The sequence below is a fragment of the Mycobacterium sp. genome (assembly GCF_039583805.1).
Taxonomy (GTDB): Bacteria; Actinomycetota; Actinomycetes; order Mycobacteriales; family Mycobacteriaceae; genus Mycobacterium.
On sequence record NZ_JAVKSH010000025.1, the window covers coordinates 1 to 19,094 of the forward strand.

The following is a 19,094-nucleotide window of genomic DNA, read 5'->3' on the forward strand; positions in this document are numbered from 1 at the left end:
TGTGTTTCGCCTTCCTCGCCCACACCGGCCTTTCTCTATGACAGCTAGTCACCCAAATACCGAAAGGTCTTTAATCGAAGACATGCGCAGCGTGCACAACTATGCGCTGACCGGTGACGGGCCGTGTAGTCACGGGTGCGACCATGCTGTGGCAGTGGGGCTGCGGCTTTCGCGACCGGCAGAGTGGATGTCGTTGTCGCGCAGGCCTGACACTCAAAGCGTGCTGCCGTTCGCCGATCTCGCCGTGCCGTGCGACGCCGGGGCCGAGACGGCGAGCCGGCCGGTTACCTGCGCCGGGCAGCGGGCCCGTCGTCTACTGTGCGTCTAAAGCGCCACCGGGGAACAGGCAGACGGAACAGGCAGACGGAGCAGACAGATGCACGAGGCGGTCATCGTCGAGGCCGTGCGCACACCGGTCGGCAGGCGCAACGGCGGGCTGGCCACCATGCATGCCGCCGACCTGTCCGCGATCGTCCTGAACGAAGTGATCCACCGGGCCGGCATCGACCCCGCGATCGTCGACGACGTGATCTGGGGTTGCGTGTCGCAGGTCGGCGACCAGTCCAGCAACATCGGACGCTACGCGGTGCTGGCCGCCGGCTGGCCGGAGACCGTCCCGGCCACCACGGTCAACCGGGCCTGCGGCTCCAGCCAGCAGGCCGTCGACTTCGCGGTGCAGGCGGTGATGTCCGGCCAGCAGGACGTCGTCGTCGCCGGGGGCGTGGAGGTGATGAGCCGGGTGCCGCTGGGCGCGGCCCGCGCCACCGGTATGCCCTTCGGGCCCAAAGTCCTTGCCCGCTATGACGATTTCTCGTTCAACCAGGGACTGTCCGCCGAGCTGATCGCCACGAAGTGGGGGTTAACCCGCACCCGGCTTGACGAGTACTCGGTGGCGTCGCACCGGCGGGCCGCGGCCGCGCAGGACAGCGGCGCCTTCGACGCGCAGATCGTGCCGGTGTTCCCCGACTGCGCGACGGCGCCGGTCACCCGCGACGAAGGGGTCCGCCCCGGCACCAGCGTCGACAAGCTGGCGGCGCTCACACCCGCGTTCGTCGACGACGGCGTGATCCACGCCGGCAACTCCTCGCAGATCTCCGACGGCGCGGCGGCGCTGCTGGTGACGACGCCGGCGATCGCGCTCGACCTCGGGCTGACCCCGATGGTGCGCTACCGGGGCGGCGCGGTGACTGGAGCCGACCCGGTGCTGATGCTCACCGGCCCGATTCCGGCCACCGAGAAGCTGCTGGCCAAAACCGGCGTCCCGCTCGGCGAGGTCGGGGTGTTCGAGGTGAACGAGGCGTTCGCGCCGGTGCCGCTGGCCTGGCTGGCCGAGACCGGCGCCGACCCGGAGAGGCTCAACCCGCTGGGTGGCGCTATCGCGCTGGGCCACCCGCTCGGCGCGTCCGGCGCGGTGCTGATGACCCGGATGGTACATCATATGCGCGACAACGGAATTCGCTATGGGCTGCAAACCATGTGCGAGGGCGGAGGCACCGCCAACGCCACCCTCGTCGAACTTGTCGGCTGAGCCCGGGCCGAAACGTCGGGGTCGCCGCGGGGTCGCATTAGTCTGGCGCTCATGCGGATCGCGGTGGTGCGGGTCGACGTCGACCCGTCCGGTGAGCTCACACCAGCGCAGCTCGACGAGGGCATGACCGCTCTGCTGCGCCTGGCGCGGCACGCCGGCGTCGAGGTGGTGCCCAGCCGGCCGGCCGCGATGCCCGTCGAGCACCGCGAGGTGCGGCTGCTGGTCGCCGGCACCGATCCAGAGGCGCTCAGACAGCATGCGGTGACGTTGTCCGCCCGGGCTTTCGGCACGGCCCCGGTCGCCGGGGTGACCACCTACCTCAGCCGGGGCACCGACGACGACGCCCGCGGTGTGCTGGCCGGATTCGGGCTCACCGGCCGGATCAGACGGGTGCCCGGCGACGACGGTGTCGACGTCGTGTACGTGACGCTGAGCCGCTCCGATTGCGAGCGCGTCCCGGAAAGTCGGATCCGGACCGCGCTGGAGGCCGCGCTCAACTGCGAGGTCCACCTCGTCACCGGCTGAGCAGATCAGCCCCGCAGGAAGTCGAGGATGGCGGGTGCGGCCTGAACCCAGGTGTCGAACATGGTGAAGCGCTTGACTTTTGACCGTGCCTGTTGTTCGGCTGCCCGCTCCCAGGCATCCTCCGGCCACGGCGGGTCGATCAGCGTCGATCCCCGGATCAGGCAGCCGACCTCCAGCGACGTCCGCTTGGGATGATCCCAGTCGTTCTCGCCGCCGCGAATGATCAGTGTCGGCATCGTGATCCGGGTGAACATCTCGTCGTCCACACCGGGAATGGCCTGTCCCGGCTTGGGCACGAAGGCGCCCAGCCAGCGCAGCATCACGGCGAGGAACTCGTCACGGTCGAGGTCGAGCAGTCGCTGCTTGTTGTTCGGGTTCGCCTCGATGCGCTGGCGCCATTCGGGCACCCCGAGCAGCCCCTCGATTCCCGACCACCGGACCGCCTGGATGCTCGGCAGCACGTAGTAGGCGCCGAGCTGGTAGGTGCCGTACACACCGCCGACGATGTTCCACACAGCGAGTTTGCTCACCAGCCCGGGGTAGAGCATCGCGGTGAGCAGGCTGTCGCGCGCCCCGCCCGATCCGCCGGCCAGCACGCACGACGTGACACCCAACCCGCTGAGCAGCCGGTACAGGGTCTCGGCCCGCATGTGTGATTCGCTCTGCCCGTAGAACTGCACATCGGATGCCCCGCAGTTGGGCCGGTCCCACACCAGCACCCGATACCCGCCGCCGGACAGGGCCTGCGCCAGCGGCCGGAGGCCGGGCACGTCCTTGCCGAACCGGCCACCCGGTGTCAGCACAATGAGATCGCCTGAGTTGCCCAGGATTTCATAGACGACAGCCCCGCCGTTCACCTCGGCAACAGGCACCCGCGTCTCCGTTTCAGGCCGTCACCACGACGTCGTCACCGACGACGCGGACCGGATAGGTCCGAATGCTCCACTCCGGCTTGACCGCGGTCGTCCCGGTCGCCAGCTCGAAACCCCACTGGTGCCAAGGGCAGTAGATGTATTCCAGGTCGCGGATCATGACGGCGTCACCCGGGACGGTCTCGTCCACCACGGTGCGGCCGCGTAGGCGGCCCAGGCACAACGGACCACCCTGATGCGGGCAGTAGTTGGCGATCGCGTAGAACGTGCCGTTGACGTTGTACACGCCGACCCCGTATCGGCCGATTGGTACCAGTGTCCTTGTGCCAGGGGGTATTTCGTCGACTTTCGCGACGACGTGATCGCGGCCTGGCGCCAGTCGGGGTTGCCTGGTCTGCTCGGGCACGTCAGAAGACCCGAGCCTGGCCCTCGAGCACCGGGACCGTCTCGGGAAGGTGATAGGTCGCGATGCCGTTTTCGAACATCACCGCATTGCGCGCCGCTTTGGGCAGGTGCTTGACCAGCCACCGCGGGTTGTCGAAGGTCCAGTGCGGATAGTCCGAGGAGTACAGCAGGATCTTGTCGCACTGCATCCACTCGCATGCCCGGCGCAACTCCGTCTTGTCCTGCGGATAATCCAGCGGCTGGGTGGTGAACTTGATGTGCTCCTTGACGTAGTCGCTCGGCGGGCGACTGATCTGCATCCGCGACGAGCGGGCCCGGTAGATCGCGTCCATCCGCCACATCAGCGGCAGGATCCAGCTGAACGCGTGCTCGACGAACACCACCCGCAGCGTCGGGAACCGGTCGAAAACCCCGTCGAAGATCAGGCTCATCACCTGGTTGGCCGCCAGCAGCGAGTAGGTGACCATGAAATCGTGGTTGTAGCTGGGGAATCCGACCGGCGGCATGGGCAGCATCTCGTAGTTGCTGCGGCCGAGGTGACAGCTCACGGTGATGTCGTGCTTGGTGGCCGCCGCCCAGATCGGGTCGTACATCGGGTGACCCCACGAGGGCCGCGGCTCGGCCTTGATCAGGATCTGCGCCATGTAGGGGTGGCCGGCCCACCGCTCGATCTCGCGGGCGGCACCGTCGGGATCCTCGATCGCCACGCAGATCGAGCCGCGCCAGCGCTGGTGCCAGTTGTTACGGCTGTCCAGCCAGTGCCGGTCCTGCCAGTCGTTGAGGGCACACGAGACGGCGTGGTGCGCGTCGGGCAGGCGCGGCGTCCGGGCGCCGGGCTCCAGGATGGCGATGTCGGAACCGGACTCCAGGATCAGCTGCCGGAACGCCATGTCCGGGTCGCTGCCGGGGAATTCGCCGTCCGGCGGGAAGGTGTCGGCGCGCATCGCGTAGGTGTGCGCGTAGTCGGGTGCGTCGTAGTAGATCAGCTCGCCGACCCGGCGCTCGAGGAAGAAGTCGCTGCGCCACGGCTCCGGGATGTACGGGGTCAGCTCGCCGCGTTTGGGCACCGGGTGGACGTCGGAGTCCACGCACCGCACGGCGACTCGCTCGGCGGCGGGAACCCGGTCTCGTGACTGTGTCAGCGTCATCACGGCCTCCGATGTCTAGTGTCTAGTGTGCGGCCAGCCCGGCCGGAATGTCTATGCCGTAGAGCTGTGCGGCGTTGCGCCAGCACAGCTTGTCGCGTTGTTCGGCGGTGTAGGAGCTCGGCACCGCCGGTTCGCTCATGTGCCAGTGCGGGTAGCTGGAGCCGAACATCACCATGTCGTCCTTGCCGGTGAAGCCGAACCATTCGCCGGCGAAGTCGGTGTCACCGGGGCCGTCGAAAGCGCCCTGGACGAAGTAGACATGCCCGGGCAGATAGTCGCTGGGCATCCGCGGCGCCCACGGCGTCTGCTCCAGATGGGGCCGCCCGAAGGTGTCCATCCGCCAGATGAACGGCGTCACGAAGTCGGCGCCGCCGTCGGCCCAGACGAAGCGGCACGCCGGGAACCGCTCGAAGACCCCTTCGGCGATCATGTTCATCAGGTGATATAGGTAGTTCAGCGCCATGAAGCCGGCGTACTGCTCGTAGGTTCGGGTGTGCCCGGACGGGGTCGGCGGAAACGCGACGCCCTCACCGGTCTCGACGTGCACGGCCACCGGCAGGCCCGCCGCCGCCGCGGCTTCCCACAGCGGCCAGAACTGCGGCTTGCCATAGAGCTCCCGCGACTGCAGCGGAACGCCGATCTGGACCACCCTCGGATGTGCGCGCCACCGGTCGATTTCGCGCAGCGCGCCGGCGATGTCGTCGGGATTGACCCGGATGGTGCCGCGGAAGCGCTCGCCGTAGTCGCCGGATTCCAGCCAGCGTGACACCAGCATCTCGTTGTGCGCGGCGCACAGTGCGCTGCCGAGGTGCCGGTCGGGCATGATGCCGCGACCCATCGGGTGCAGCACCGCGACGTCGATGCCCCGTTCTGAAAACAGCTGTTCGGCAACGACATCCGGATCCGAACCGGGATAGCCGCGACCCGGCCGGGTGTTCGCGGCGTACTCGCCGCCCGGCGCCCCGTACCAGTCCATCTCGTAGTCCGGGAAACCTCGGCTCGTGAACGGTTCGCGCAGGTGATCGCGGAGGTCGGCGGTCGACGCGAAGAAGATGTGCACGCTCGCGTCGACGACGGGCGTCCGGGTTCCGTCCGGGTGTTGTATCACCGAAGCCACCCTTCCCAGCGCCGACGGCGTCGGGCACGCTGGTCACTCGATAGCAAATCTAACAGTCTGGTTCACCGTCGATCAACGGGTTGCGGCGGTGGCGTCCAGCGGCCGGCGTTCCCGCCAGGCCGGATGAATCGCCTTTTCTTCTAAAGATAACAAATTTAGCCGGGCAGGCCCGCGACGGTGGCGTGGCGTTGGAAACAAGTCACGCATTCCGGCCCGAAAAGCCCAACGCTGGGCAATAATCGCTGCGTGCCGCGGCCAAGGCGGGGTGGGAGTGTTCGTGGCCGCGGCAACCGGAACCACCTCGAGCCAGGAGTGAGCGCCTTGGGTAGCGTATGCGGCGTCATCGACGGGGACGCCGGGCCGACGGCAGCCGCCGACGCGCACGATCCTGAAAGGGCCGGGCAATAGCGATGGCGACACTGGGGCCGGACCGCTGGAGCGGAGGCGTCGTCTTCGGGCACGACGTCCGCAAACCGATGCAAGCCGTCGGCGGCTTGTTCGCGATGGGGGCCGACGCGCTGCGGTTCGCGGTGCGCAGGCCGTTCTTCTGGCGCGAGTTCCTCGAGCAGTCCTGGTTCGTGGCCCGCGTGTCGATCGTGCCCACGCTGTTGGTGGCCATACCGTTCACCGTCCTGGTCAGCTTCACGCTCAACATCCTGCTGCGCGAGCTCGGCGCCGCGGACCTGTCCGGGGCGGGCGCGGCCTTCGGCGCGGTCACCCAGATCGGCCCGCTGGTGACGGTGTTGATCGTGGCGGGCGCCGGCGCCACCGCGATGTGCGCCGATCTGGGCTCGCGCACGATCCGCGAGGAAATCGACGCCCTGGAGGTGCTGGGCATCAACCCCGTGCAACGGCTGGTGACTCCGCGGATGCTGGCGTCGGGGCTGGTGGCGCTGCTGCTGAACAGTCTCGTCGTCATCATCGGGATCCTGGGCGGCTACACGTTCTCGGTGTTCATCCAAGACGTCAACCCGGGCGCGTTCGCGGCCGGCATCACGCTGCTGACCGGTGTCCCCGAGGTCATCATCTCGTGCGTCAAAGCCGCCCTGTTCGGCCTGCTCGCCGGCCTGATCGCGTGTTATCGCGGGCTGGTCATCACCGGCGGGGGCGCCAAGGCCGTCGGCAACGCCGTCAACGAAACCGTGGTGTACGCCTTCATGGCGCTGTTCGTCGTCAACGTGGTGGTCACCGCCATCGGAATCCGATTCGCCACCAAAACGTAGGGAGCGGGTCATCGAAGAATGGTTGTGACGTTGCGAGCCACCTATCCGCGTCTGTCCCGTCAGCTGGAAAGGCCGATCGGCAGCATCAGCCGAATCGGCGACCACACGCTGTTCTACGGCCGGGCGCTGGCCGGGGTCCCGCACGCGATGGTGCACTTTCGCCGGGAGATCATCCGCCTGATCGCCGAGATCAGCATGGGCGCAGGCGCGCTGGCGATGATCGGCGGCACGCTCGCGATCGTCGGGTTCCTGACCCTGGCATCGGGCGGCACCCTGGCGGTCCAGGGCTACAGTTCGCTGGGCAACATCGGCATCGAGGCGCTGGTGGGATTCCTGGCGGCATTCCTCAACGTCCGGATCGCGGCCCCCGTGGTGGCCGGGATCGGCTTGGCGGCGACCTTCGGCGCGGGGGTCACCGCACAATTGGGCGCGATGCGCATCAACGAAGAAATCGACGCGCTGGAATCCATGGCGATCCGACCGGTCGAGTACCTGGTCAGCACCAGGATCATCGCCGGGATGGTGGCCATCACCCCGCTGTACGCCATCGCCGTCGTGCTCTCGTTCCTGGCCAGCCAGTTCACCGTCGTCGGGTTGTTCGGCCAGTCCGGAGGCCTCTACGACCACTACTTCGACACCTTCCTCAACCCGGTCGACCTGCTGTGGTCGTTCTTGCAGGCGGTGCTGATGGCGCTGGCAATCCTGTTGGTGCACACCTACTTCGGCTACTTCGCCTCCGGCGGACCGTCCGGGGTCGGGGTGGCGGTGGGCAACTCGGTGCGGACCTCGCTGGTCGTGGTGGTGTCGGTGACGTTGCTGGTCTCGCTCGCCGTCTACGGGTCCAACGGCAACTTCAACCTGGCGGGATAGCAGGAGCATGGCGGTCATCACCAGGCGGTATCCGGCGTCGCGCAGGCGCCGGCCGGGTCCGCGCACCTACGCTCGCCCGTTGGCCGGACTGGCCACCGTCGGCGTGATCGCCGCTATCGTCGCCGTCGCCCTCACGCTGTTCCGTGGCGGCTTCACCTCGGGCGTGCCGGTGATGGTGCTGTCGCCGCGCGCCGGTTTGGTGATGAACACCGACGCCAAGGTCAAGATGCGCGGCGTCCAGGTGGGCCAAGTCGCCTCGATCGACGTCGCTCCCGGCGGTCAGGCCGTCCTGCACCTGGCGATGAACCCGTCGCAGCTGCATCTCATCCCCGACAACGTGCTGGTCGACATCACGTCGTCGACGGTGTTCGGAGCCAAGTTCGTCGAGCTGATACCGCCCGCGGACCCCTCGCCGCGACCCATGTACGCCGGTCAGGTACTGCGCAACCAGCAAGTCACCGTCGAGATCAACACGGTGTTCCAGGAACTCACGCAGGTGTTGTCCGCCATCGACCCGGCCAAACTCAACGAAACCCTGGGCGCCATCGCGTCGGCGGTCAACGGCCGGGGCCAGAAAATCGGCCAGGCATTGAGCGACCTGGACGCGTTTCTGGCTACTCAGGAGCCCAGCCTTCCGGCGCTGAGCCACGACCTCGCGGTGCTCCCCGCGGTGGCCAACGCCTACGCCGACGCCGCGCCGGACCTGGTCAAGACCGCGCAGAATTTCACCCGGATCAGCCAGACGGTCGTCGACGAGCAACGCAACCTGGACGCGTTTTTGATCAGCTCGATCGGGCTAGCCGACATCGGCAACGACGTGGTGGGCGGCAACGGCCAGGCGCTGACCGACGTGCTGCACATGCTGCGGCCGACCACCGATTTGACCAACGAGTACCACCAAGCACTGTGGTGCGGCCTCGCCGGGGCAGCCGTGCTCAACAAGGATCCGCCGCTGGCAGACCCGGGCATCAGAATAACGTTCGAGGTCGAGTTCGGCGCCGAACGGTTCCGGTACCCGGGCAACTTGCCCAAGGTGGCCGCGACAGGCGGCCCGCAGTGCGACGGCCTGCCCAATGTGCCCGTCGACGTGGCTCCGCCGTACGTGGTCGCCGACGTCGGTATCAACCCCTGGCAGTACGGCAACCAGCAGGTGCTGATCAACTCCGATCTGCTCAAGCAACTGCTCTACGGTCCGCTGGACGGGCCGCCGCGCAACACGTTTCAAATCGGGCAGCCCGGATGACCGGCTCACGGACAACGATCGTCAAGTTCGCGGCCTTCGGGGTCGTGATGGTGGTGTTGACCGTGTTCTTGTTCTTTATCTTCGGCCAGTACCGAACCGGTTCGACGACGGAGTATTCCGCGGTCTTCAACGACGTGTCGCGCCTCAAGAGCGGACAGAGCGTGCGAGTCGCCGGTATCCGGGTTGGCACGGTGAAAACCGTCTCGCTGCGCCCCGACAAGACGGTGCTGGTGCGCTTCGACGCAGACCGCAACATCGTGCTCACCAGCGGCACCCGGGCCGCTGTTCGCTACCTCAACCTGGTGGGTGATCGCTACCTCGAACTGGTCGACGGCCCCGGGTCGACCAAGGTGCTGCCGTCCGGTGCGCAGATCCCGGTGGACAAGACCGCACCGGCGCTCGACCTCGACCTGCTGCTGGGCGGGCTGAAACCCGTTATCGCGGGCCTGAACCCGCAGGATGTCAACGCGCTCAGCGCGGCCCTGGTGCAGATCTTTCAGGGCGAAGGCGGCACCCTGCAGTCGCTGCTGTCGGAGACGTCGTCGTTCTCGAATACGTTGGCGGACAACAACCAGACCGTGCAGCAACTGATCGATCACCTCAACACCGTGGTCGGCACGCTCGGCAAAGACGGTGACAAATTTTCCGCCACGCTGAACCGGCTGCAGCGGCTGGTCACCGGATTGTCCGACGACCGCACCACGGTCGGCGCCGCGATCAACGCCCTGGACTCCGGAACCGCCTCGATCGCGGATCTGCTGACCAGGGCGCGCCCGCCGCTGGCCGGCACGGTGGAGCAGTTGAACCGGTTGGCCCCGCTGCTCGAGCAGAGCAAGGGTCAGCTCGACGTCGCGCTGCAGAAGGCGCCGAAAAACTACCGCAAACTGACGCGGCTCGGCGCAAACGGCGCCTGGCTCCCGTACTACCTCTGCCAGCTGGACCTGCGCGTCTCAGATCTGCAGTACCGGACCGTGGTGGTGCCCCTGTTCAAGCAGGAAGGTGGGAGATGCGCGGAGCCCACTGACGAGGAGGTGCGGGGCAACCAATGAACAAGTACCGCGGAGCCGGCCTCATCCGAGCCGGAATCATGGGCTTCGTACTGGTGGTGCTGGTCATCGCTGTGGGATTGTCGCCCCAGCAGTTGTTGGATCGGGCCACAACGGTGCGATACCAGGCGCTGTTCACCGAAGCCGGTGGCCTGGCCGCGGGTAACGACGTGGTGGTCTCGGGAGTCAAGGTCGGCGCCGTGTCGAAGGTGGCGCTGCGGCGCGGCGACGCCCTGGTGACGTTCAATGTCCGCGGGACGGTCCCGCTCGGGTCGGACAGCACCGCCCACATCAGGACCGGATCGCTCTTGGGCCAGCGGGTGCTCAGCGTGGATTCGGCGGGCGGCGGCAGGCTGCATCCGATGGGGGTCATACCGCTCTCGCACACGTCCTCGCCCTATTCGTTGAGCGAGGCCTTCAGCGATCTGACCACCGACATCGCCGGAACCAACACCCAAACGCTGAATCAGTCGCTGGACACGCTGTCCGCGACGCTCGACCAGATCGCGCCGCAATTGGGACCGGCCTTCGACGGCGTGACCCGGTTGTCGCAAGCCCTCAACGGCCGCAACAAGACGCTGGGCGAGCTGCTCAAAGGCGCCGCCGACGTGACCGGAATCCTCTCGCAACGCAGCCAGCAGGTGAACACGCTGATCCTGGACGCCGACGATTTGCTGCAGGTGCTCGTCGCGCGGCGGCAGGCGATCGTGCGGTTGCTGGCCAACACGTCCGCGGTGGCCCAGCAGCTGTCCGGATTGGTCCACGACAACGAAGCCAAGCTGGCCCCGACGCTGCAGAAGCTGAATTCGGTGACCGCGATGCTGGAGCAGAACCGGGACAACATCGCCAAAGCTCTGCCGGGATTGGCCAAGTTCGAGCTCACCCAGGGCGAGGCCGTCTCCAACGGCTTCTATTACAACGCCTACATCCCGAATGCGTTTCTGCCCGAACTATTTTTCCAGCCGTTCTTCGACTTCTACTTCGGGTTCCGAAGATACGGCAACGACGGCCGGCCACCGGACACCGCCGGGCCGCGGGCATTGTTCCCCTGGCCGTCCAACGGCATTCCACCCTGCCCTGACTGCACGATAGGCGGAAGGCTGGGATCGCAATCATGATCGCGCGCAACAGGCTTGCGGCCGTACTGGCGGTCGCTTTGGCGGGGCTCCTCCTCGCCGGCGCGGGATTGGTCGTCCGCAATGTGTTCTTCCGTCCGAAAACGATCACCGCCTACTTCACCACCGCCACCGCGATCTACCCCGGCGACGATGTGCGGGTCGCCGGTGTCAAGGTCGGCAGCATCGCCGCCATCCGGCCGGAGGGGACCCGGGCCAAAATGACCCTGCACGTCGAGCCCGGTGTGCCCATTCCCGCGGACGCCAAAGCGGTGATCGTCGCCCAGAATCTGGTGGCGGCCCGCTATGTCCAGCTCACCCCTGCCTACCGGTCGAGCGGTCCGAGGATGGGCGACGGCGCGGTGATAGGGGTGGAACGGACCGCGATACCCGTCGAGTGGGACGAGGTGAAAGACCAACTGACGAGGCTGGCAACGGAGTTGGGGCCCGACAGCAATCTGTCGAGCAGCTCGGTCGGCCGCTTCATCGACAGCGCCGCGGGAGCCCTGGGCGGCAACGGCGACAAGCTTCGGCAGACCCTGGCCCAATTGTCCGGGGTGGGAAGGATCTTGGCCGACGGCGGCGGCAACATCGTCGACATCGTCAAGAACTTGCAGACCTTCGTCACCGCGCTTCGCGACAGCGGCCAACAACTCGTGCAGTTCAACGACCGGCTGGCCACGCTGTCCAGTGTGCTCGACGGCAGCAGAACCGATTTGGACGCTGCGCTTAAGAATCTGTCGTCGGCGACCGGCGAGGTGCAGCGGTTCATCGCGGGAAGCCGTGACCAGACCTCCGAGCAGGTTCAACGTTTGGCCAACGTCACCCAGGTGCTCGTCGACCAACGGACGGCTTTGGAAAACGTCCTGCACGTCACGCCGAACGCGCTCGCGAACGCCGAAGCCGACTACAACCCCGACACCGGCGCCATCCGCGGAGTATTCCCCTTACCCCACTTCGCCAATGCCGTGTGGGCCGTCTGCTCACAAATAGATGCCATCGAGAACGTCACCGCGACCGAGACGGGCAAGCTGTGCGCCCAGTACGCCGGCCCGGCGCTGCGGGTGGTCAACCCGTTCACCATCCTCAGCTTGCCGGCCGGGGGGCTCTTCTTCCCCAACATGAACCAGCTCTATTTTCCGTTGAACCTGTTGTTGCAGAAGTCGGCAGACCCGCAAAACATCATCTACACCGAGGCACGGCTGGCACCCGGCGGTGAGGGGCCGAAGCCGGGCCCGCCCGAACTGCCACCCGCGGTGTCGGCGTATACCGGGCTGCCCGGTGACACCCCTGAGGCACCGCCACCGCCACCGCCGCCGGGGCGGATTCCGGGAGCGGCGATGCCGCAGCCACCGGCGCCGACCGTGCCGGCGATGCCGGAGCCGGAAGCGCCGGCGAACCTGCCGGGCATGCTGCTCCCCGCGGAAGGACCGCAACCGTGACCGCCCGGCAGGTGACGCGGCGGATGCTGGCCGTCGGCTGCTGCGTCATGCTGGCCGCGACCGGATGCGCGTTCAACGGACTGAACTCGCTGCCGCTGCCGGGTGCGGTCGGACGCGGACCGGGAGCCGACGTCTACCACGTCGAGATCGCCAATGTCGGGACGATGGAGTCGAATTCGCCGGTGCTGATCGACGACGTCGTGGTGGGCAGCGTCGGCAAGATGACGGTCCAAGCCTGGCACGCCGACGTCGAGATCTCGGTGAAACGCGATACCGTCGTGCCCGCCAACGCGGTCGCCAGCATCGGCCAGACCAGCCTGCTGGGATCCACGCACCTGGCGCTGAATCCGCCCGTGGGCCAGCCGGCCCGCGGGCGGCTGCGGCCGGGCGCCACCATCGGCCTGAACCGCTCGTCGACCTACCCGTCGACCGAGCAAACCCTGTCTTCGTTGTCGGTCGTCATCAACTCCGGCGGGCTTGGCCAAATCGGCGATATCATCCACAACTTCACCGCCGCGCTGTCGGGGCATCCAGACGCCGTGCGTGATCTGCTTGTCCGCCTAGACCGGTTCGTCGGCGCGCTTGATGCGCAGCGCGACAACCTCGTCGCGTCGATCCAGGGATTGAACCGGCTCGCCGACACACTGGCCGGACAGCGCGACGTCATCACGGCCGCGCTGCGCACGATACCGCGCGGGCTGGACGTGCTGATCAGAGAGCAGCCGCGTCTGGTGACCGCACTGGACAAGCTGCGCGTCTTCAGCGACACCGCCACCGGGTTGGTCAACAACGCGGGGGCCGATCTGGTTCGCAACCTGCACAATCTCGACCCGACGATTCGTGCGCTCGCCGACGTCGGCCCGGATATCGGTACCGGCCTGACGTACTTGGCGTCGCCACCGTTCCCGCAGAACCTGATCGACCGCGCCGTCCGCGGCGACTACACCAACGGGTTTTTCACCGCCGACTTGACGAACGCGGCGCTGCGAAGGGGTGTCTTGCTGGGCACCCACTGGGAACGGCTGGGCGCGGAGCTGATGCCGGCGCCCGGGGAACCCGGGTACCTGCAATACCAGTACACGCCCGATCCGCTGAACCCGTCGGCTCCCGGACCGGTGCCGCCGCCTGTCAACGCACCGTTGACGCCGACGGCGGGGCCCCAACCGGTCTACGGCATACCGTTCCCGCCGCCGCCGATCGGTTCGTGTGCGGGGACGATGGGACCGTGTCCGGCAGCCGATGCATTACCGCCGCGACCCGTACCGCCGCTGCCACCGGGACCGGGCGGGCCGCCCGAGGCGGGACCCGGGCCGATGCCGCCCGACGCGGTCCCCCCGGCGGAGGGGAGTGGGTAGATGCTGACCCGTTTCGTCCGGATCCAACTGGCGATTTTCGCGATCGTGGGGATCATCGGCGTGGCCGTGATGGTCATGACCTACATCCAGGTGCCGACCCTGCTGGGTATAGGGCGTATGACGGTCACGCTTGAGCTACCCGCCGCCGGCGGCCTGTACCGGTTTTCCAACGTGACCTACCGCGGGGTAGAGATCGGCAAGGTCACCGCGGTGAGTTTGACGTCGGCCGGTGCGAAAGCGACGCTCTCCCTTGGGTCTTCGCAGAAGATCCCGGCGGATCTGCGAGCAGAGGTGCACAGCATCTCCGCGGTGGGCGAACAATATGTGGACTTGCGGCCACGCACCGACTCGCCGCCCTACCTGCACAACGGCTCGGTCATCGCCGTGGGCGACACTACGATTCCGCAGCCGATCGGCCCACTACTCGATAAGACCAGTGCCCTGATCAACAGCATCCCCAAGGGCAAGCTCAGCGAATTGCTCGACGAGTCGTTCAAGGGATTCAACGGGGCCGGTTACGATTTCGGATCGCTGTTCGACTCGACAGCGCGAATCTCCGGCGACCTCAATGGCGTTGCCGATCGCGCGCGAACGCTCACCGAGGACACCGTTCCGTTGTTGGAGTCCCAGGCGCAGACCACCGACGCGATCCGGCTGTGGGCACGCAGCCTTGCCGGATTCAGCGACCAGCTCGTGACCGACGACCCGCAGGTGCGCACCCTGCTGGACGTCGGGCCCGGTGCCTTGAACGAGACGTCCCGGCTGCTCGAGCAGGTCAAACCCACGTTGCCGGTGCTGCTCGCAAACCTCTCCACCGTGGGAGAGATCCTGATGACCTACAACGCTTCGCTGGAGCAGGTGCTGGTGTTGTTGCCGCCGATTATTGCCGTCTTTCAATCGCTTGGGCCGTCCAGAAACCCGACCGGGCTCGGTCGCGGCGACTTTGCCGCCTTCGGCAGCAGTGACCCGCCGGCATGCACGGTGGGTTTCCTGCCGCCCAACCAATGGCGCTCCCCGGCCGACACCAGCACAATCGACACGCCGGACGGGATCTACTGCAAACTGCCGCAGGATTCCCCGATCGCAGTTCGCGGCGCTCGCAACTATCCCTGCATCCGCCATCCCGGAAAACGCGCACCGACAGTCGAAATCTGCAACAGCGACAAGCCCTACGAACCGCTGGCGATGCGCCAGCACGTCTTCGGCGCCTACCCGCTGGATCCGAACCTGATCGCCCAAGGCATCCCGCCGGATGACCGGGTCAACTTCTTCCGCGACAGAACCTTCGGACCGGTGGACGGAACGCCGCTGCCGCCCGGACTACCTGTGCCGCCCGAATCACCGCCCCTGCCGGGAGCACAGGCTGGCGCCCTCAGCCCCGTACCGCCGCAGGCGCCGCCGGAGGTTCCGCCCTTCGCGCCGATGGACACGCCGGATGCGGCCACGCCGCCCACCGGCCCCGCAAGCGGCGGCCCGCAGGCGGCGCCCAGCTCGTTCGGCGGCAATAAAGCTAGGGGATCCGGGCCCGGTCCCTCGGTGGCCATCGCCCACTACGACCCGCAGACCGGCCGCTACGTCGCTCCCGACGGGCAGACCTACCGGCAGTCCAACCTCGTGCGGGCCCCCAAGACCTGGGAGGACATGCTTCCCACGTAAAGCCGAACGCCGATCAGGCGATCTTGTCCAGCCGGAACGGCATCTCGACCACCAGCCACCTGTTGACCCCGCAGGCGCCGCTTGGGCCGACCGTCTTGTCCCTACCGGCCAGCGTCGACGACCCAGGCTGCTGCTTGGCGTCCGGGCCCGCGTAATAGAACGTGTATGTCTGGCGCCCGGTGGCCGCGGTGCCGTCGGGGCACTGTTCCCAGTTCGGCACATCCCGCCTGACGTACCAAAATCCCCCGTCGTGGGTGTTCAGCGGTGCGCTCCAGCCCTGGTCACTCGTCACCTGGCCGCTGCAGTCCTGGTAGGTCGTGCACGAGGAGGTGATGGTCCACGTGCTTCGCACCGTGGGTTCGTCGTGGTACGCCAGGTTGGTCTGCGCCCACTCGCCCACCGACGTGGCGATGTAGGTCCCGTTGATCGGGGTGCCATCCGCCCGGGCTGACGGTGTCGCGCCCAAACCGCTGACGGTAGCCAGCAGGGTCGCGGTTGCGGCGGTGCCCACCCGGTGGCTCGTTGAACGCATCGCGTGCTCCTCGACGCTTTACCCTTCGCCACATGCAGCAGCATTTTCGAGGGTGACGGTAACACCGTCCCCGCCGACCAGGGGCCGATTCACGCCACAAAACCGAAAGCGGCATTCACACGGCATCGAACTTCGCTATGAGCCAGGTACCCCTGTCCTTCGTGAGCGTTACCCGGACGCTGCTCCCCGTTTTCACCGGTTCCGGTTTGTCCTTGCTCGCCGTTTTCTGATCGACGAACACGAGCACGACGGCGGAATTCGGATGTAGCTCGGACACGGCGGCCCGAACGACGCGGACGGTCGTCGTCAGTTGTCCTCGCTGGGCGGCAGGCGTCACGATTTGCTCGGTGAACCGTTTGTAGTAGTCGGCAAAATCCTCGGTGAGGCGCGACTTCGCATCGGCGAAATTGCGGCCCAGGCTGTCGGGCGAGTACGACAGCAGCGCCACCGCACCGTCTGACGCAGCCTTGATCACCTCGTGTGCCACCGCGTCATCGGTTTGCTGATCGGGGCGGTACGCGAAAAAGTACACGCCGGCAGCCAACACCACCGAGGCAATGACCAACAGCGTCAACAGAATTGGACGCCACTTGGCTGTGCACCGGCGAATCCAGCTCCGGCTCAGCCTGATTCCGCGTTGACGTAACGGCTCGATCTTCGCATCGTCGTCGACCGTCACTGCAGGAACTCGACCTTCGACAGTTTGAGCTGCCCGCCGTCGCGTTGCAGAGTCATGACGATCCGCCAGGACCGCGGTGGCGGTTTATCCTTGTCCGGATTGGCGACCTCGGCTTTCGTCGCGACCAGCACCACCGCCGAATCGTCGGTCATCGACTCGACGGCGACGGCTTGCACGGCGGCCTTGGTGCTGACCTTCGACTGCTCGACCGCCTTGACCAGATCTTCTGCGTTGATCAACATCCCCGTTTTGAACGGGCCGGTGGTGTCGTCGATGATTCGCTGCACGTCGTCTCTGGCCTTGGTGGCATCGATCGACATCAATGCGATGGCGCCCTGGCGGGCCGCTGCGGAGAACTCGGCAGCGCGCTGGCGCTCTCCCACGGTTATGCGGTGATACCACACCACATAACCGCTTGTTCCCAGGGCGGCACCGATCAGCACGACCGCCGCACCGACAGCCAGAGTTTTCCGTCCCGGGCGCCGGAGCCTGGCGACGATGCGGGCCGCGCCGTCGGTGTCGTCGGTGTCTTCGGTGTCGTCGGCGTTCACCGCGGCTTTCCGGCTCAGCTCCAGGGCACGCGCACGGGCAGCCTCGGCTCGTGCTTCCGCCCGGGCGACCTCTTCCATTGCGTCCGCGAGCGTGGGGGTGCCGTCCGCTTGCGGGAGCGGACCTCCGCAACGGTCGGCGTCGCTGTCGGACAGACGCTCACGCGACGACACGGCCACCTCCTTGTCGCGACAGTGGGCCTCATTATCACTCCCGACCGAGAGCTCCGTAGCGCGGGTCGACGCTGTTCAAAAGTTCGTCCGCGCCAAACGGGAGAATTTTCTTTTCGGCTGTGCCACATTGTTCGAGTGCGATTCATGGTGGCAGCGGTGGCCGCGTGGGTTGGTCTGGGTGTGCTGGTCGCACCGCCCGCCGCCGCCGGACCGACCGTCTGCGACTATCCCAGCTGCACGCCGGGCATCACCCCGCATGTGGTCCTCGGTGCGCCGTGCGACAACAGCACCTACTTCGTCTTCGGCACCGTGGACTACGACATCTCCTTTGCCACCATGCCGGGACGGCTGCTGTTCTGCGGCTCGCCGCGCAGGCGAGAGACCAGATGGTTCCGCTCACCCCCGATGGCGGGAATCAAAGAGGAGAACTCAGACTGCCACCAATGGCCCGTGTACTACGTCGCGCAGGCGCCGGACGGGCTGTTTCTCACCTGCGTGGCTCAGAATGGTCATTCCAGCTGGGTTCGCGGCGACACCTGAGCGCCGTGCCGGCTGAATTACCAGGGACGCATCGAGCAGAGCACACCCTTGGGGCGGTCCTGTGTCGCGACGACGCCGCCGTCGACCATCAGTTGGCAGTGAAACATCGGCGTACTCGATTCGCCCCCGGTACTGGCGGTGAAAAACGCCCACTGGTACGGGTTGGCCAGATCGAGCTGGTAGGACCACGGCTGCGTCGGTCCGACGTCGGCTTGGATGTTCGGCACGAACTGGTAAGGGTCGTGGCTGTAATCAGAAAAAACCGGCGGCTCCTGATCCAGGTAATAGATGTCCGCGTGGATCGGGTTGTCAGCGGTCAGCGTGTACTTGACGTGATGCAGGACCGGCTGATCGTCCGCGTGTGACGGCGCGGTGCTTGCCAATAGGCCTGCAAGAGCCAACAACATTGCCGAACCGATGCCCGGGACGGGCCGTCTCGTCGTTATCACGTCGCTCCTCCGATGCGAGAACTGGCGCTGCGAGCACTGGCGCTGCGGCTCACCTGTGCGCGTCCGTGAACGTGCACAGGATGCTATCGGTTCAGCAGGGGAACCTCCGCTGATTGCGCGCTTTGCCTCCGGACGGCCGGTCAGCCGGGCGTATCGTCGCGAAATACCCAACGCAACGTAGCGTTCACCTGCGCGCACCGCAGCGGCGTACCGTCGGGTTGCTGCGCCGACTCATTCATCGCATCGCAGGGAAGGGCGACGGCGCGTAGCCCGACGAGCGGACCGGCCGGCGTCCACACGCCCGCGGTGGTGCAGACGAAGGTCCTGGAGCTGGAATCCAGACCGAAGTCGTAGAAGTGTTGAGGATCGCAGGGCGCACCCGCGACGACGTTACGGGCCACGTTCGGAACGCAATCCGCCGCGTCGCAGAACGCCGATGCCGTGCCGACAGGGAGGAGCGGCGCTGCGAGCAATCCACACGTCAGCACCGATGCGGCGAAGGTCCCGCCCAGCTCAGTCCGTCGTGCGGTCGGTGTGCGACGGGCGAAACAGCTCAGCGCCATGGATGACACACTAATCCCGGCGTGAGACCGGTCAGCCGAATTGCGCAGATCCGGGGGACAACTC

20 protein-coding genes are annotated in these 19,094 nt (G+C 66.8%); 11 read left to right on the plus strand and 9 right to left on the minus strand.

Features of this window, described 5'->3' with window-relative positions:
- Positions 1 to 376 precede the first annotated feature (376 nt).
- A complete protein-coding gene (locus ABDW21_RS05030) occupies positions 377 to 1,528 on the plus strand; it encodes a thiolase family protein (RefSeq protein ID WP_343601604.1) in 1,152 nt (383 codons plus the stop codon).
- 51 nt (positions 1,529 to 1,579) lie between these two features.
- Entirely contained in the window at positions 1,580 to 2,053 is a 474-nt protein-coding gene (locus ABDW21_RS05035; RefSeq protein WP_343601606.1) for a hypothetical protein, read from the plus strand.
- A 5-nt stretch (positions 2,054 to 2,058) separates the two neighbouring features.
- Here the strand turns inward: ABDW21_RS05035 and ABDW21_RS05040 are convergent, their stop codons facing one another.
- The 4 genes from ABDW21_RS05040 to ABDW21_RS05055 are packed head-to-tail and all read right to left on the minus strand — an operon-like array spanning position 2,059 to position 5,586.
- Positions 2,059 to 2,925 (minus strand): alpha/beta hydrolase, encoded by an 867-nt coding sequence (locus ABDW21_RS05040; RefSeq protein ID WP_343601607.1) that lies wholly within the window; start codon positions 2,923 to 2,925, stop codon positions 2,059 to 2,061.
- A 13-nt stretch (positions 2,926 to 2,938) separates the two neighbouring features.
- Positions 2,939 to 3,331, minus strand: coding sequence for a Rieske 2Fe-2S domain-containing protein (locus ABDW21_RS05045; RefSeq protein WP_343601609.1), 393 nt, complete (start codon positions 3,329 to 3,331; stop codon positions 2,939 to 2,941).
- Position 3,332: 1 nt separating this feature from the next.
- On the minus strand, positions 3,333 to 4,478 hold the full coding sequence (locus ABDW21_RS05050; protein WP_343601610.1) for an amidohydrolase family protein: 1,146 nt from the start codon (positions 4,476 to 4,478) through the stop codon (positions 3,333 to 3,335).
- Positions 4,479 to 4,500: 22 nt separating this feature from the next.
- Positions 4,501 to 5,586 (minus strand): amidohydrolase family protein, encoded by a 1,086-nt coding sequence (locus ABDW21_RS05055; protein ID WP_343601611.1) that lies wholly within the window; start codon positions 5,584 to 5,586, stop codon positions 4,501 to 4,503.
- A 419-nt stretch (positions 5,587 to 6,005) separates the two neighbouring features.
- Here ABDW21_RS05055 and ABDW21_RS05060 point away from each other — a divergent pair, with 419 nt between their 5' ends.
- Genes ABDW21_RS05060 through ABDW21_RS05095 form a run of 8 tightly spaced genes read left to right on the plus strand, consistent with a single transcriptional unit; the run spans position 6,006 to position 15,545 of the window.
- Entirely contained in the window at positions 6,006 to 6,818 is an 813-nt protein-coding gene (locus ABDW21_RS05060) for an ABC transporter permease (RefSeq protein WP_343601612.1), read from the plus strand.
- A gap of 18 nt (positions 6,819 to 6,836) precedes the next feature.
- Positions 6,837 to 7,688, plus strand: a complete 852-nt coding sequence (locus tag ABDW21_RS05065; RefSeq protein WP_343601613.1) for an ABC transporter permease — start codon at positions 6,837 to 6,839, stop codon at positions 7,686 to 7,688.
- Positions 7,689 to 7,695: 7 nt separating this feature from the next.
- A complete protein-coding gene (locus ABDW21_RS05070; protein WP_343601615.1) occupies positions 7,696 to 8,931 on the plus strand; it encodes an MCE family protein in 1,236 nt (411 codons plus the stop codon).
- A complete protein-coding gene (locus ABDW21_RS05075; protein WP_343601616.1) occupies positions 8,928 to 9,980 on the plus strand; it encodes an MCE family protein in 1,053 nt (350 codons plus the stop codon). Before ABDW21_RS05070 ends, ABDW21_RS05075 begins: the two co-directional genes overlap by 4 nt.
- Entirely contained in the window at positions 9,977 to 11,095 is a 1,119-nt protein-coding gene (locus tag ABDW21_RS05080) for an MCE family protein (protein ID WP_343601618.1), read from the plus strand. The genes ABDW21_RS05075 and ABDW21_RS05080 overlap by 4 nt, the downstream gene beginning before the upstream one ends.
- Complete coding sequence (locus ABDW21_RS05085) at positions 11,092 to 12,534, plus strand: MCE family protein (RefSeq protein ID WP_343601619.1); 1,443 nt, start codon at positions 11,092 to 11,094, stop codon at positions 12,532 to 12,534. The genes ABDW21_RS05080 and ABDW21_RS05085 overlap by 4 nt, the downstream gene beginning before the upstream one ends.
- A gap of 23 nt (positions 12,535 to 12,557) precedes the next feature.
- A complete protein-coding gene (locus ABDW21_RS05090) occupies positions 12,558 to 13,889 on the plus strand; it encodes an MCE family protein (RefSeq protein ID WP_343601628.1) in 1,332 nt (443 codons plus the stop codon).
- A complete protein-coding gene (locus ABDW21_RS05095) occupies positions 13,890 to 15,545 on the plus strand; it encodes an MlaD family protein (protein ID WP_343601620.1) in 1,656 nt (551 codons plus the stop codon). It abuts the gene before it with no gap.
- A gap of 13 nt (positions 15,546 to 15,558) precedes the next feature.
- On the opposite strand, the gene ABDW21_RS05100 is transcribed toward ABDW21_RS05095, so the two are convergent.
- The 3 genes from ABDW21_RS05100 to ABDW21_RS05110 all read right to left on the minus strand — a co-directional run bounded on the left by ABDW21_RS05100 (position 15,559) and on the right by ABDW21_RS05110 (position 17,478).
- The gene (locus ABDW21_RS05100) at positions 15,559 to 16,077 is read right to left on the minus strand and encodes a hypothetical protein (RefSeq protein WP_343601621.1); all 519 of its coding nucleotides are present in this window, start codon (positions 16,075 to 16,077) and stop codon (positions 15,559 to 15,561) included.
- 115 nt (positions 16,078 to 16,192) lie between these two features.
- A complete protein-coding gene (locus ABDW21_RS05105) occupies positions 16,193 to 16,708 on the minus strand; it encodes a twin-arginine translocation pathway signal (RefSeq protein WP_343601630.1) in 516 nt (171 codons plus the stop codon).
- 44 nt (positions 16,709 to 16,752) lie between these two features.
- A complete protein-coding gene (locus ABDW21_RS05110) occupies positions 16,753 to 17,478 on the minus strand; it encodes a hypothetical protein (RefSeq protein WP_343601622.1) in 726 nt (241 codons plus the stop codon).
- A gap of 144 nt (positions 17,479 to 17,622) precedes the next feature.
- Between ABDW21_RS05110 and ABDW21_RS05115 the strand changes: the two genes are divergently transcribed.
- A complete protein-coding gene (locus ABDW21_RS05115; protein WP_343601632.1) occupies positions 17,623 to 18,018 on the plus strand; it encodes a hypothetical protein in 396 nt (131 codons plus the stop codon).
- Between the two features lie 17 nt (positions 18,019 to 18,035).
- Here the strand turns inward: ABDW21_RS05115 and ABDW21_RS05120 are convergent, their stop codons facing one another.
- Together ABDW21_RS05120 and ABDW21_RS05125 are read right to left on the minus strand one after the other, a co-directional pair.
- The gene (locus ABDW21_RS05120; protein WP_343601624.1) at positions 18,036 to 18,425 is read right to left on the minus strand and encodes a hypothetical protein; all 390 of its coding nucleotides are present in this window, start codon (positions 18,423 to 18,425) and stop codon (positions 18,036 to 18,038) included.
- A gap of 182 nt (positions 18,426 to 18,607) precedes the next feature.
- Positions 18,608 to 19,030, minus strand: coding sequence for a hypothetical protein (locus ABDW21_RS05125; RefSeq protein ID WP_343601626.1), 423 nt, complete (start codon positions 19,028 to 19,030; stop codon positions 18,608 to 18,610).
- Positions 19,031 to 19,094 lie beyond the last annotated feature (64 nt).

Bases quoted from the DNA above. Each gene is read 5' to 3' on its own strand.
- ABDW21_RS05030 (WP_343601604.1), top strand. From the start codon at position 377: ATGCACGAGGCGGTCATCGTCGAGGCCGTGCGCACACCGGTCGGCAGG.
- ABDW21_RS05035 (WP_343601606.1), top strand. From the start codon at position 1,580: ATGCGGATCGCGGTGGTGCGGGTCGACGTCGACCCGTCCGGTGAGCTC.
- ABDW21_RS05050 (WP_343601610.1), bottom strand. From the start codon at position 4,478: ATGACGCTGACACAGTCACGAGACCGGGTTCCCGCCGCCGAGCGAGTC.
- ABDW21_RS05060 (WP_343601612.1), top strand. From the start codon at position 6,006: ATGGCGACACTGGGGCCGGACCGCTGGAGCGGAGGCGTCGTCTTCGGG.
- ABDW21_RS05065 (WP_343601613.1), top strand. From the start codon at position 6,837: ATGGTTGTGACGTTGCGAGCCACCTATCCGCGTCTGTCCCGTCAGCTG.
- ABDW21_RS05070 (WP_343601615.1), top strand. From the start codon at position 7,696: ATGGCGGTCATCACCAGGCGGTATCCGGCGTCGCGCAGGCGCCGGCCG.
- ABDW21_RS05075 (WP_343601616.1), top strand. From the start codon at position 8,928: ATGACCGGCTCACGGACAACGATCGTCAAGTTCGCGGCCTTCGGGGTC.
- ABDW21_RS05080 (WP_343601618.1), top strand. From the start codon at position 9,977: ATGAACAAGTACCGCGGAGCCGGCCTCATCCGAGCCGGAATCATGGGC.
- ABDW21_RS05085 (WP_343601619.1), top strand. From the start codon at position 11,092: ATGATCGCGCGCAACAGGCTTGCGGCCGTACTGGCGGTCGCTTTGGCG.
- ABDW21_RS05090 (WP_343601628.1), top strand. From the start codon at position 12,558: ATGCTGGCCGTCGGCTGCTGCGTCATGCTGGCCGCGACCGGATGCGCG.
- ABDW21_RS05095 (WP_343601620.1), top strand. From the start codon at position 13,890: ATGCTGACCCGTTTCGTCCGGATCCAACTGGCGATTTTCGCGATCGTG.
- ABDW21_RS05100 (WP_343601621.1), bottom strand. From the start codon at position 16,077: ATGCGTTCAACGAGCCACCGGGTGGGCACCGCCGCAACCGCGACCCTG.
- ABDW21_RS05115 (WP_343601632.1), top strand. From the start codon at position 17,623: ATGGTGGCAGCGGTGGCCGCGTGGGTTGGTCTGGGTGTGCTGGTCGCA.
- ABDW21_RS05120 (WP_343601624.1), bottom strand. From the start codon at position 18,425: ATGTTGTTGGCTCTTGCAGGCCTATTGGCAAGCACCGCGCCGTCACAC.
- ABDW21_RS05125 (WP_343601626.1), bottom strand. From the start codon at position 19,030: ATGGCGCTGAGCTGTTTCGCCCGTCGCACACCGACCGCACGACGGACT.